The sequence below is a fragment of the Aeromonas sp. MdU4 genome (genome assembly GCF_041929505.1).
Taxonomy (GTDB): Bacteria; Pseudomonadota; Gammaproteobacteria; order Enterobacterales; family Aeromonadaceae; genus Aeromonas.
On the sequence record NZ_JBHFMW010000002.1, the window covers coordinates 53,705 to 65,815 of the forward strand.

Here is a 12,111-nt window from a genome sequence, read left to right on the forward strand (position 1 = left end):
ATAAACAGAAAATTAATTTCACAGTTTTTCATGATATAGCGCAATTTCAGACAGAATGTTGGTTGACTCACCGGAGAGTTCTAGTAAATTTACAAGCGGAATTTTCTTTGACTACTGAACAGTTAGGTAACTAAATATGACTATCAAAGTAGGTATTAACGGTTTTGGCCGTATCGGTCGTTTCGTATTCCGTCTGGCCGCTGAGCGTGCTGACATCGAAGTTGTTGGTATCAACGACCTGATCGATGTTGACTACATGGCTTACATGCTGAAGTACGATTCAACTCACGGTCGTTTCAAGGGCACCGTTGAAGTTAAAGACGGCAACCTGGTTGTAAACGGCAAAACCGTACGTGTTACCGCTGAGCGTGACCCGGCCAACCTGAAGTGGGGCGAAATCGGTGTTGACGTTGTTGCTGAAGCTACCGGTCTGTTCCTGACCGACGAGACTGCTCGTAAGCACATCGCTGCTGGCGCCAAGAAAGTTGTTCTGACTGGCCCGTCCAAAGACGCTACCCCGATGTTCGTAATGGGTGTTAACGACTCTACCTACGCTGGCCAGGACATCGTTTCCAACGCTTCCTGCACCACCAACTGCCTGGCACCGATCGCCAAGGTTCTGAACGATACCTTCGGTATCGAGTCTGGCCTGATGACCACCGTTCACGCTACCACTGCTACCCAGAAGACCGTTGATGGTCCGTCTGCTAAAGACTGGCGCGGTGGCCGCGGTGCGGCTCAGAACATCATCCCGTCCTCTACCGGTGCAGCCAAAGCTGTTGGCGTAGTTATCCCGGAACTGAAAGGCCTGCTGACCGGTATGGCTTTCCGTGTTCCGACTCCGGACGTGTCTGTTGTTGACCTGACCGTTAACCTGAAGAAAGCTGCCACCTACGCAGAAATCTGCGAAGCGATGAAAGCTGCTTCCGAAGGCGCAATGAAAGGCGTTCTGGGCTACACCGAAGACGAAGTTGTATCTACCGACTTCCTGGGTGAGCGTCAGACCTCCGTATTCGACGCCAAGGCTGGTATCCAGCTGAACGACAAATTCGTTAAAGTTGTATCCTGGTACGACAACGAAATGGGCTACTCCAGCAAAGTTCTGGACCTGATCGCTCACATCTCCAAGTAATTTGGGATGCGCAATCGCGTAGCTTGAAAAAGGCGGCCATTGGCCGCCTTTTTGTTTTTCGCTTTCCCTGATGACAGGAGTCCACATGCAATCCATTCGTCCCCTGACAGCCAATTGCAAGCTTGCCAACAATGCGGCCGGTCTGCCGGTTCTCACCATCAATAACGACTATGCCAAGGCCGAGATCAGCCTGTTTGGCGCCCATGTGCTGAGCTATCAGCGTCATGGCGAGCTGGCTTCCATCTGGCTGAGCGACAAGGCGGTGCTGGATGGCAGCAAGCCGATCCGTGGCGGTATTCCGCTCTGCTGGCCCTGGTTTGGCCCGGCGCCGAGCCGTGTCGGTAGCGGCAAGCCTTCCCACGGTTTTGCCCGTACCACCCTCTGGATGCTGGACGGGGTCTCCGATCACGCCGATGGCACCCTGGTCCATCTCTCTCTGCGCGATAGCGATGCCACTCGCGCCCTGTGGGATCACGCCTTCGAACTGGAGCTGGATGTGCTGGTTGGCAAAGAGCTCTCGTTGGTGCTGACCACTCGCAATACCGGTAGTCAGCCGCTGACTTATAGCGGTGCGTTGCACACCTATTTGCAGATAAGTGCACCGGAGGCGGTGAGCGTGACCGGTTTGGGCGAGCCCTATGCTGACAAGCTGACCGGACAGGATGCCAAGCAGCAGGGGTCATTGACCCTGAACGGGCCGCTGGATCGAGTCTACTGGCAGCCAGAGGCGCTGGTAAGCGTGCAGGATGGTGAGCGTGAGACCCGGGTGGTGAGCGGTAACCACGACAGCGTAGTGGTCTGGACCCCCTGGTTAGAAGGGGCGACTGCCATGGCCGACATGAGCGACGACGGTTATCGCACCATGCTGTGTGTCGAGGCCGCCATTGCAGGCGAGGCGGGCGTGATCGTCGCGCCGGATGAAGAGCACAGCCTCTCTACCGTGATCATCTGAGCAGGATGATGTTCAGATAAATAAAGAGGGCTCCCGCGGGAGCCCTCTTTGCATCTCGTTATCCCGGCAATCAGGCGTTGCCCTGGGTTTTCAATTTGAGTTCGGCGGCGAAGTTGAGCATGCGATCGAGCGGGATGAGGGCCTTGACCCGCAGCGCTTCATCGACATGGATCTCGTGGCACTCGGCACCATCGGTGAGCGCTTCTTTGATCGCTACCAGACCGTTCATCGCCATCCAGGGGCAGTGGGCGCAGCTGCGGCAGGTTGCGCCATCGCCACCGGTCGGGGCTTCCACCATCTCTTTATCCGGGCAGGCTTGCTGCATCTTGTAGAAGATGCCCCGATCGGTCGCCACGATGAGTTTCTGCTGGGGCAGCTCTTTGGCGGCCTTGATCAGCTGGCTGGTGGAACCCACCGCATCGGCCAGCTCGATCACCGAGGCGGGGGATTCCGGATGGACCAGCACGGCGGCGTCAGGATTCTGCTCTTTCAGCTCGCGCAGGGCGCGGGCCTTGAACTCGTCGTGGACGATGCAGTGGCCCTGCCAGCGCAGCATCTGGGCGCCGGTCTTCTTCTCGATGTAGGCACCCAGATGGCGATCCGGGCCCCAGATGATCTTGTGACCCTGGCTGTCGAGGTGTTCGACGATCTCCAGCGCGATGCTGGAAGTCACCACCCAGTCAGCCCGGGCTTTGACTGCTGCCGAGGTGTTGGCGTAGACCACCACGGTATGATCCGGGTTGGCATCACAGAACGCGGAGAACTGTTCGATGGGGCAGCCCAGATCCAGCGAGCATTCGGCCTCCAGGGTCGGCATCAGTACCCGCTTGTGGGGGCTCAGGATCTTGGAGGTCTCTCCCATGAAGCGCACCCCGGCGACGATCAGGGTCTGCGCCTCGTGATCGCGGCCAAAGCGGGCCATCTCCAGTGAGTCACCGACAAAGCCACCAGTGGCTTCAGCCAGCGCCTGGATCTCCGGATCCGTGTAGTAGTGGGCCACCAGTACCGCCTTGCGCTCGTTGAGCAGCGCCTTGATCTCGGTGGTCAAGGCTGTTCTCTGCTCGGCACTCAGGGGGAGAGGTTTGGCCGGAAAGGGGTAGTCCATCGCGACTACCGGCGGGACACTGTTCAGTGCATTGCTCATTGCGACTGTTCCATCAACGCTCGGGAAGGCGAAAATTATAACCAGAAGCATGCCACAAACCCATCACAAATCCGGTGAAGCACAAGTGGGCGAATATACTCAAGTAATTCGTTGTTATTCTGCCATAAGGAGTTGTCGCATGAAGCAACGTTCCCTCAAGTTCAAGCTCTTGTGTCTGACCATGGGACTGTTTCTGCTGACCGGGCTTGCCATGACCCTGTTGCAATCGGCTTCTTTCAGCACTCTTCGTAGCATGGTGATGACCCAGACCAGCGATGCGCTGGAGCAGGAGGTCTCCCACAGCCTGCAATATCAGGCTGAGCGCTATGCCATCCAGATTGCCTCGCTGATGCAGAACTCCTACCAAATCCCCCTTACCGTGACCGCCCAGATTGACGCCGCAATGACCAAGCCAGAACAACGCTTGTCGCGGCCCCAAGTCGAGTCTCTGCTCGGCAGCAGCTTGCTGCAGGCGAGTGGGATCAGCTCCATCTATGCCCAGTTTGAACCCAATGGCTACGATGGTGAGGATGCCAACTGGGTAGCCGGGGCCAGCCACTCGGTAGCGGGCAAGGGAAGCCTGGAGGTTTATTTCACCAAGGCTCAGGGAGGCGCAGTTACCCAGCAGCCGATTGATGCTGCTGCCAGTGAGGCAAAATTCGATACCTCCCTCAACGAGTTCGGCATCCGCAACAGCGAGTGGTATCTCTGTGGCCGCGATACCCGCCAACCCTGCCTGATGGAGCCCTATCTCTACGAAATCAGCCCGGGCAACAAGATGCTGATGACCAGTCTGACCGTGCCTATCCTTCACGATGGCAAGTTTGTCGGGCTGGCTGGCGTGGACATGAATCTGCCGATTTTCCAGCAGTTGGCCGAAACGCTGGGCAAGAGCCTTTATGACAACAAGGCGGATGTCACCATCGTCAGCAAGATGGGGCTGATTGTTGGCAGCAACCGCTACGCCAACAAGCTGGGTCGCCCGCTCAAAGAGGTGGGCCTTGCCCTGCCGACCGGCCAGCCGGTCAGCAGTGACAGCGACTTTGTCCTCGAGCAGCCGATCCGGGTCGATGTCGCCAATGCCCAGTGGTGGCTGATGATCAAGGTGCCCAAAGCGCTGGCGCTGAGCAAGGCGCGCAGCATCAGTAGCGATCTGGGCGCCCTGCTGCAGGATGCCCAGCAGCAGCAGGTGATGGCCATGGGAGTCATCACCCTGCTGGTGCTTGGCCTGCTGATCTGGTTTATCCAGACCATTACTGCACCGCTTGCCCTCATCAGCCGTCACGTTTCTCACCTCTCCAGCAATGAGGGGGACCTGACCCAGAAGATAGAGATAGATACGCATGCAGAACTGATAGAGCTGGGAAGGCATCTCAACGCCTTCCTCGGCAAGCTGCGGGGCATGGTGCAGATGAGCAAGGGGATTGGTCAGCAGGTCTACCAGCAGGCACGGGAGATGAAACATACTGCAGACACCATGCGCAGCAGCCTGGATGAACAGAATCTGGAGCTGGAGAGCGTGGTGAGTGCCATGCATCAGATGAGTACCACTGCGGTCAGCGTGGCGGGTTATGCCGAACAGGCGGCGCAGGAGTCGGAAGCGGCAACCCACCACATCAACAACGCCCAGCAGACCTTGAGCAATGCGCGTAACGAGATCCATACCCTGGTTGGGGATATGCATGAGGCGGATAAAGCGGTGGCGCTGGTGGCCCAGCGCAGCACCAATATCAGCCGGATCCTCGATGTGATCCGCGCCATTGCCGAACAGACCAATCTGCTAGCCCTCAACGCCGCCATCGAGGCTGCGCGGGCGGGTGATATGGGACGCGGCTTTGCGGTGGTGGCAGACGAGGTGCGGGCGTTGGCGACCAAGACTCGTGAATCGACCGACGAGATTGGTCAGCTGATCGGTAGCCTGCAGACTGAAGTGAGCAGCAGCCAGCGTCTGATGAATACCGGCATCGAGCGCTCCACCACCACGGTGCAGGGCACCGAGCAGGCGTTCGAGGCGCTCAATCGGGTGGTGGCACAGATCCAGCAGATCCACGACCACATCAGCCAGGTGGCCACCGCCGCCGAGCAGCAGAGCGCCGTCAGCGACACCATCAACCAGAACCTGATGCGGATCGGCGATACCGCCAATGTGATCGGGCAGGAGGCCAGCTCCAGCCATCAGTTGAGCGAGGCGCTGGAGCAAGCGGCCACGGCGCTGTCCAGCCAGCTCGACCGACTGCGTACCTGAGTGGCAGTCTGAGAGACAAAAGCCCGCGAGAGATCGCGGGCTTTTTTATGGTTCGATAGCAGAGTTGTGTCAGTTGCGGGACTCAACCAGCAGGATGTGGGAGTCGGCCCCCACCACCCTGACCTTGCTGCCTGCCGGTAGCGATTCGGCGCAGCGCACCGTCCAGACCGTGTCGTCCAGATGCACCCGGCTGGTGCCTTGCACGACATCATCCAGCAGAGTCAGCTCGCGGCCCATATAGCTCTGCATCCGTTCGTTGATGGTGCTGGCTGCATCTTGGCCCGAGTTGTCGCGCTGGTGCTGCCAGCGCCACCAGGCCCAAGTGGTGAGCAGGGATTGCACCGCAAACAGCAGCAACTGTGCTTGCCAGCCAAAGGGCCAGATCAGCAGCAGTAGCCCTACTTCCAGCGCGGCGATGCCGGTCCAGAGCAGGAAGCCAACCGAGCCGAGCACCTCGATGGCCAGCAGGATGAAGCCAAGCCCCAGCCAGTGCCAGTGGGTCAGCCCCTCAAACAGGGCTGTCATGATTTGTTGCCCTTGCCATCTTTGTTGAACAGCTCTGCCATGCCAGCCACCGAGCCGATCAGGCTGCCCGCTTCCAGCGGCATCATGATGATCTTGCTGTTGGGCCCTTCACCGATGCGGGCCAGCGCTTCGGTGTATTTCTGGGCTACGAAGTAGTTGATGGCCTGCAGATCTCCGGCGGCGATGGCCTGGGAGACCATGTGGGTTGCCTTGGCTTCTGCCTCGGCGGCCCGCTCCCGCGCTTCGGCGGCGAGGAAGGCGGCCTGACGCTCACCTTCTGCTTTGAGGATCTGGGACTGCTTCTCCCCCTCGGCTTTCAGGATCTTGGACTGACGTACCCCTTCGGCTTCCAGCACCTCGGCCCGTTTTTGGCGCTCGGCCTTCATCTGGGCGTTCATCGCTTCGACCAGTGCCAGCGGCGGGCGCACATCTTTAATCTCGATACGGGTCACCTTGATGCCCCAGGGGGCGGTGGCGGCATCCATGGTGCGCAGCAGCTTCTCGTTAATGGTGTCACGCTGGGAGAGCATCTCGTCCAGCTCCATGGCGCCGAGCACGGTCCGCATATTGGTCATGGTGAGATTGCGGATGGCGCTGGTGAGGTCGTTGACTTCATAACCCGCTTTGCGGGCATCCACCACCTGCACGAAGCTGATGGCGTCGATGGTGACGTTGGCGTTGTCGCGGGAGATCACCTCTTGTGCCGGTATATCCAGTACCTGCTCCATCATGATGATTTTGTGGCCGACCCGATCCACGTAGGGGATCAGCAGGTTGAGGCCCGGGGTCAGGGTACGGGTGTAGCGGCCGAAGCGCTCCACGGTCCAGTTGAAGCCCTGTGGCACTATCTTGATGCCCGCGCTTAGGGTGGCAAGCACCAGGAACACGAAAATCCCTAGCACAATCAATGATTCATTCATCATATAGCTCCTTATGAAACACAATCTCTAGCCTATGGTCTGGCGTCAGGTACCACAAGTGACTTCGTACGCCTTTGTCATGAATTGGCTTTACTAATTACTTAAACGCATTAAAAAGCATTTTTTATTATTTTGAGGGATAAGTAGCCCTGCCTATAGTCGCCCCATATTAGTCGTATTCCGCGGGATGGGTCGAAATGGATTATTTGCCGATGTTTGCCAAGTTGGACGGTCGCCCGGTGCTGTTGGTGGGCGGGGGCGAGGTGGCCCTGCGCAAGGCGCGCCTGCTGCTGGCGGCCGGTGCCCGACTGACCATCGTCTCCCCGGAGCTTGAACCGGAATTCACTGAATTTGCCGGTCGTTTCACCCATCTGGCGGAGCGCTTCACCCCGGCCCATCTGGCCGACCAGATTTTGGTGGTGGCGGCGACCGACAACCTCGAAGTCAACGCACTGGTTTATCAAAGTGCCAATCAGCTGGGTCTGTTCGTCAACGTGGTGGATGACCCCAAGCGCTCCAGCTTTATCTTCCCCTCGATCATCGATCGCTCGCCGCTGATGGTGGCGGTCTCCAGTGGCGGCAAGGCGCCGGTGCTGGTGCGCCTGCTGCGCGAGCGGCTCGAGAGTCTGCTGCCGCGCCATCTCGGCGGGCTGACCGAGCTATCCGGCCGGGTCCGTGACAAGGCGAAGCGGGTGCTCTCCTCGATTTCCGATCGTCGCCGCTTCTGGGAGCGCGCCTTTGCCTCCAACACCCTCGCCAGCCTGATTGAGAAAGCCGATTGGCAAGGTGCCGAGCAGTGGCTGAGCGATGGTCTCGACCAGGCGAAAAGCGAAGTGGGGGAAGTGGTGCTGGTCGGCGCGGGCCCCGGTGATCCGGGCCTGCTGACCCTCAAGGCGCTGCAACAGATTCAACAGGCTGAAGTGGTGCTCTACGACCAGCTGGTCTCGCCCGAGATCCTCGATCTGGTGCGCCGCGATGCCACCCTGGTGTCGGTCGGCAAGAAGGCGGGCGCCCATAGCGTGCCGCAGGAGGAGACCAATCGCCTGCTGGTGGAATACGCCAAAGCGGGCAACCGGGTGGTGCGGCTCAAGGGGGGCGATCCCTTTATGTTTGGCCGGGGTGGCGAGGAGCTGGAAGTGTTGGCCGATGAAGGTATCCCCTTCTCGGTGGTGCCCGGCATCACGGCTGCTGCCGGTGCCACCGCCTATGCCGGTATTCCACTCACCCACCGTGATTACGCCCAGAGCGCCGTCTTTATCACAGGCCACTGCCAAAAAGAGGGCAAGGAGCCCGACTGGCAGCAGCTCGCCGCTACCAGTCAGACCCTGGTCATCTACATGGGGCTGATGCGATCCGAGCATATCCAGCAGCAGTTGGTGGATCACGGTCGAAGCCAAGCCACCCCCATTGCCATCATCGAGCGCGGCACCACAGCCCGCCAGCGGGTGCTGACCGGCACCTTGGCCGATCTGGCCGAGCTGGCCAAACAGGCGGTGAGCCCGTCGCTCATCGTCATCGGCGAAGTGGTCGCCCTGCGCGAGCGGCTCGCCTGGTTTGGGGAAAAGAGCGGGGAAACAAGCGGCGAGCGGCTTCGCGCTAACCCGGACCTCGATGGCTGCGACCTCAAGCTGGTGCAGCTGGCCTGAGCGCAAAGAGCTATTTGATGCGGCTGCCGGTGCGGCCGCACACTGAACCACCCCGCGCCCTGACCATGCGCGTTAGTAATGACCAGAGGACCAACATGGACCGTGAAAGATTGACCCACTTGCAGCAGCTGGAAGCCGAGAGCATCCACATCATCCGCGAGGTAGCTGCCGAATTTGAAAACCCGGTGATGATGTACTCCATCGGCAAGGACTCCTCCGTCATGCTGCACCTGGCCCGCAAGGCCTTCTATCCGGGCAAGATCCCCTTCCCCTTGCTCCATGTCGACACCGACTGGAAGTTCAAGGAGATGATCACCTTCCGCGACGAGACCGCCAAAAAGTACGGGCTGGATCTGATTGTCCACAAGAACCCGGATGGCCTCGCCATGGGCATCAACCCCTTCGTGCACGGTAGTGGCAAGCATACCGACATCATGAAGACCGAGGGGCTCAAGCAGGCGCTCAACAAATACGGCTTCGACGCCGCCTTCGGGGGCGCCCGCCGCGACGAGGAGAAGTCCCGTGCCAAGGAGCGGGTCTACTCCTTCCGTGACAAGTCTCACCGCTGGGACCCAAAAAACCAGCGCCCAGAGCTGTGGCGCGTCTACAACAGCCAGGTCAACAAGGGTGAGAGCATCCGGGTGTTCCCGCTCTCCAACTGGACCGAGCTGGATATCTGGCAATACATCTATCTGGAAAACATCGACATAGTGCCGCTCTACTTCGCGGCCCATCGCCCGGTGGTGGAGCGCAACGGCATCAAGATCATGGTGGATGACGATCGCATGCCGCTGACCGCCGAGGATGAGGTAAAGCAGGAGCTGGTGCGCTTCCGCACCCTCGGCTGCTACCCGCTGACCGGGGCCATCGAGTCTGATGCCACCACCTTGCCGGAAATTATTGAAGAGATGCTGCTCACCACCTCGAGCGAGCGGCAAGGGCGGCTGATTGACCACGATCAGGCCGGCTCCATGGAGCAAAAGAAGCGTCAGGGATATTTCTAAGGAGTCGTCAGCATGAACAGCCATATTCAGACCGCCATCACCGAACAGGGCATCGAAGCCTACCTGCACGCCCAGCAGCACAAGAGTCTGCTGCGTTTTCTCACCTGCGGCAGCGTGGATGACGGCAAGAGCACGCTCATAGGCCGGTTGTTGCACGACTCCCAGCAGATTTATGAAGATCAGCTCAAAGCGCTGGAGTCCGACAGCCAGAAGCTTGGCACCACCGGCGAGAAGCTGGACTTGGCGCTGCTGGTGGACGGCCTGCAAGCGGAGCGGGAGCAGGGCATCACCATCGACGTGGCCTACCGCTATTTCTCTACCGCCAAGCGCAAATTTATCATCTCGGATACCCCGGGCCACGAGCAGTACACCCGCAACATGGCCACCGGCGCCTCCACCTGCGATCTGGCCATCATATTGATCGACGCCCGCAAAGGCGTGCTGGATCAGACCCGCCGCCACAGCTTCATCGCGAGCCTGCTTGGCATCAAGCAGTTCGTGGTGGCGGTCAACAAGATGGATCTGGTGGAGTTCAGTCAGGAGGTGTTCGAGCGCATCAGTGCCGACTACCGCGAGTTCGCCAAGAAGCTCAGCGTCGACACCATCCATATCGTGCCGGTCTCGGCGCTGGACGGTGACAACGTGGTCAACCAGAGCGACAAGCTGGCCTGGTATCAGGGTGAAACCCTGCTCGCCCTGCTTGAAACCGCTGAGGTGGAGCGCGAGCTGGAGCGTCACCCGGTGCGCCTGCCGGTGCAGTATGTGAACCGTCCCAACCTCGATTTTCGCGGCTTCGCGGGGACGCTCGCCTCCGGCATCCTGCGGGTCGGCGACAAGCTGGCGGTGTTGCCGTCCGGCAAGGAGAGCACGGTGACTCGCATCGTCACCTTCGACGGGGATCTGGAGTACGCCCTGCCGGGTCAGGCCATCACGGTCACCTTCGCCGACGAGATCGACATCAGCCGCGGCGACCTGCTGGTGGATGCCGCCAACCGTCCGCAAGTGACCCAGAACCTGCTGGCCCACATCGTCTGGATGGGGGAGGAGTCCCTGCAACCGGGCCGGGTCTACGACATCAAGCTGGCCACCAAGAAGAGTCGCGGTCAGGTGGAGGCCATCCGCCACCGCATCGAGATCAACAAGCTCGACGAGTTGCCCGCAAGCGAGCTCAAGCTCAACGAGATCGGCCTGTGCGAACTGAGCCTCACCGACCCGGTGGCGTTCGACCCGTATCAGGAGATCCGCGATACCGGCAGCTTTATCCTGATCGACCGGCTGAGCAACGTCACCGTCGGCGCCGGCATGATAGTGGAAGGCTTGGCTGCCAAAGTAGCCAAAGGTCACTACAGCGAGTTCGAAATCGAGCTCAATGCGCTGGTGCGCAAGCACTTCCCCCACTGGCAGGCGCTGGCCATCGGCAACGACAGCGACAAGCAATAGAGCGTCGTTCTCCCTCCCTGCGGGAGAGAGCAGGATGATGAGCGTCCCCGTTATTCCTACCCCTCCTGCCGCTGAGGACAAAGAGGGGGCAGGGAATGTTTCCTCTCCCTTTGGGAGAGGGCAGGATGATGAGCGTCCCCCGTTATCCCCATCCCTCTTGCCGCCGAGGAAAAGAGGGGGAGGGAGTGTTCCCTCTCCCTTTGGGAGAGGGTCAGGGTGAGGGGCAGGATTGTGCCGAGAAGAAGGAGTCTGGATGAATAATGTTGTGTGGCACCCGCATGCGGTGAACAAGGCCAGCCGGGCCGAGGCCAAGGGGCAGCGACCGCTGGTGATCTGGTTTACCGGGTTGTCGGGGGCGGGCAAATCGACTCTGGCGGGGGCGCTGGAGCAGGCGCTGGCCGCCGAGGGCAAGCACACCTATCTGCTCGATGGCGACAATGTGCGCCACGGCCTGTGCGGCGATCTTGGTTTCGATGATGCCGCGCGGCAGGAGAATATCCGCCGGGTCGGCGAGGTGGCAAAACTGATGGTGGATGCGGGCCTGATCGTGCTCACCGCCTTTATCTCGCCGTTTCGTGCCGAGCGCGAGCTGGTGCGCAGTCTCCTGGGCGAAGGTGAGTTTGTCGAAGTCTTTGTCGATGCACCGCTCGCCGTCTGTGAAGAGCGCGACCCCAAGGGGCTCTATAAAAAGGCGCGGGCAGGGGAGATCCGCAACTTTACCGGTATCGATTCCGCCTACGAGGCCCCCGAGCAGCCGGAAATCCATCTGCTCAACGCTGGCAAGCCGGTCGAGGTGCTGGTGGATGAACTGCTAACCGCCCTGCGGCAGGGGAGCTACCTGTAGTCGTTGAGTGGCGCCATCTTACACAGGGAGCCGGATTGTTATCCCGACAACCGGGTCATCACCCGGGCTGCAACCCGAAAGCAGCAAATAGAGTGCAGGCGCGGGTCGCAAGGGCAAAGAGCCCTCTTTACTCGCCCCGCCTGCCTGTCATTGGATCGGAAGAACCTATAACAAACGCCCGGAGGTCATTAAGTTGGCCACCACAGGCGCTGATGGGCAGGCGGCAGCCACTATAAGTAAAAGTTGGGTCATTATCGGA

11 protein-coding genes are annotated in these 12,111 nt (G+C 59.9%); 8 read left to right on the forward strand and 3 right to left on the reverse strand.

The genetic code is table 11. From position 1 onward, the window contains the following. Positions 1-136 precede the first annotated feature (136 nt). Together gap and ACE1BR_RS01705 are read left to right on the forward strand one after the other, a co-directional pair. Positions 137-1,132, forward strand: a complete 996-nt coding sequence (gene gap / locus ACE1BR_RS01700) for a type I glyceraldehyde-3-phosphate dehydrogenase (protein ID WP_374867037.1) — start codon at positions 137-139, stop codon at positions 1,130-1,132. Between the two features lie 85 nt (positions 1,133-1,217). Further along, the gene (locus ACE1BR_RS01705; RefSeq protein ID WP_374867039.1) at positions 1,218-2,084 is read left to right on the forward strand and encodes a D-hexose-6-phosphate mutarotase; all 867 of its coding nucleotides are present in this window, start codon (positions 1,218-1,220) and stop codon (positions 2,082-2,084) included. A 70-nt stretch (positions 2,085-2,154) separates the two neighbouring features. Here the strand turns inward: ACE1BR_RS01705 and nadA are convergent, their stop codons facing one another. Next, positions 2,155-3,228 (reverse strand): quinolinate synthase NadA, encoded by a 1,074-nt coding sequence (nadA, locus tag ACE1BR_RS01710; protein ID WP_374867041.1) that lies wholly within the window; start codon positions 3,226-3,228, stop codon positions 2,155-2,157. 139 nt (positions 3,229-3,367) lie between these two features. Here nadA and ACE1BR_RS01715 point away from each other — a divergent pair, with 139 nt between their 5' ends. Then, entirely contained in the window at positions 3,368-5,473 is a 2,106-nt protein-coding gene (locus ACE1BR_RS01715; RefSeq protein ID WP_374867043.1) for a methyl-accepting chemotaxis protein, read from the forward strand. Positions 5,474-5,542: 69 nt separating this feature from the next. On the opposite strand, the gene ACE1BR_RS01720 is transcribed toward ACE1BR_RS01715, so the two are convergent. Next, entirely contained in the window at positions 5,543-5,998 is a 456-nt protein-coding gene (locus tag ACE1BR_RS01720) for an NfeD family protein (protein WP_374867045.1), read from the reverse strand. Then, positions 5,995-6,918 carry an SPFH domain-containing protein gene (locus ACE1BR_RS01725; RefSeq protein ID WP_374867047.1) on the reverse strand — a complete coding sequence of 308 codons (924 nt, stop codon included), beginning with the start codon at positions 6,916-6,918 and terminating at the stop codon, positions 5,995-5,997. The genes ACE1BR_RS01720 and ACE1BR_RS01725 overlap by 4 nt, the downstream gene beginning before the upstream one ends. Positions 6,919-7,115: 197 nt before the next feature. Here ACE1BR_RS01725 and cysG point away from each other — a divergent pair, with 197 nt between their 5' ends. The 5 genes from cysG to cysC all read left to right on the forward strand — a co-directional run bounded on the left by cysG (position 7,116) and on the right by cysC (position 11,852). Next, the gene (cysG, locus tag ACE1BR_RS01730) at positions 7,116-8,564 is read left to right on the forward strand and encodes a siroheme synthase CysG (protein WP_374867049.1); all 1,449 of its coding nucleotides are present in this window, start codon (positions 7,116-7,118) and stop codon (positions 8,562-8,564) included. A gap of 65 nt (positions 8,565-8,629) precedes the next feature. Beyond that, positions 8,630-9,568, forward strand: a complete 939-nt coding sequence (gene cysD / locus ACE1BR_RS01735) for a sulfate adenylyltransferase subunit CysD (RefSeq protein ID WP_374867232.1) — start codon at positions 8,630-8,632, stop codon at positions 9,566-9,568. A 12-nt stretch (positions 9,569-9,580) separates the two neighbouring features. Beyond that, positions 9,581-11,008 (forward strand): sulfate adenylyltransferase subunit CysN, encoded by a 1,428-nt coding sequence (gene cysN, locus ACE1BR_RS01740; protein ID WP_374867052.1) that lies wholly within the window; start codon positions 9,581-9,583, stop codon positions 11,006-11,008. 125 nt (positions 11,009-11,133) lie between these two features. Continuing rightward, on the forward strand, positions 11,134-11,265 hold the full coding sequence (locus tag ACE1BR_RS01745) for a hypothetical protein (protein WP_374867055.1): 132 nt from the start codon (positions 11,134-11,136) through the stop codon (positions 11,263-11,265). Then, complete coding sequence (gene cysC, locus ACE1BR_RS01750; RefSeq protein ID WP_374867058.1) at positions 11,262-11,852, forward strand: adenylyl-sulfate kinase; 591 nt, start codon at positions 11,262-11,264, stop codon at positions 11,850-11,852. Before ACE1BR_RS01745 ends, cysC begins: the two co-directional genes overlap by 4 nt. The last annotated feature ends 259 nt before the right edge of the window (positions 11,853-12,111 follow it).

Bases quoted from the DNA above. Each gene is read 5' to 3' on its own strand.
- ACE1BR_RS01715 (WP_374867043.1), top strand. From the start codon at position 3,368: ATGAAGCAACGTTCCCTCAAGTTCAAGCTCTTGTGTCTGACCATGGGA.
- cysD (WP_374867232.1), top strand. From the start codon at position 8,630: ATGCGCGTTAGTAATGACCAGAGGACCAACATGGACCGTGAAAGATTG.
- cysN (WP_374867052.1), top strand. From the start codon at position 9,581: ATGAACAGCCATATTCAGACCGCCATCACCGAACAGGGCATCGAAGCC.
- ACE1BR_RS01705 (WP_374867039.1), top strand. From the start codon at position 1,218: ATGCAATCCATTCGTCCCCTGACAGCCAATTGCAAGCTTGCCAACAAT.
- ACE1BR_RS01745 (WP_374867055.1), top strand. From the start codon at position 11,134: ATGATGAGCGTCCCCCGTTATCCCCATCCCTCTTGCCGCCGAGGAAAA.
- nadA (WP_374867041.1), bottom strand. From the start codon at position 3,228: ATGAGCAATGCACTGAACAGTGTCCCGCCGGTAGTCGCGATGGACTAC.
- gap (WP_374867037.1), top strand. From the start codon at position 137: ATGACTATCAAAGTAGGTATTAACGGTTTTGGCCGTATCGGTCGTTTC.
- ACE1BR_RS01720 (WP_374867045.1), bottom strand. From the start codon at position 5,998: ATGACAGCCCTGTTTGAGGGGCTGACCCACTGGCACTGGCTGGGGCTT.
- cysC (WP_374867058.1), top strand. From the start codon at position 11,262: ATGAATAATGTTGTGTGGCACCCGCATGCGGTGAACAAGGCCAGCCGG.
- cysG (WP_374867049.1), top strand. From the start codon at position 7,116: ATGGATTATTTGCCGATGTTTGCCAAGTTGGACGGTCGCCCGGTGCTG.
- ACE1BR_RS01725 (WP_374867047.1), bottom strand. From the start codon at position 6,918: ATGAATGAATCATTGATTGTGCTAGGGATTTTCGTGTTCCTGGTGCTT.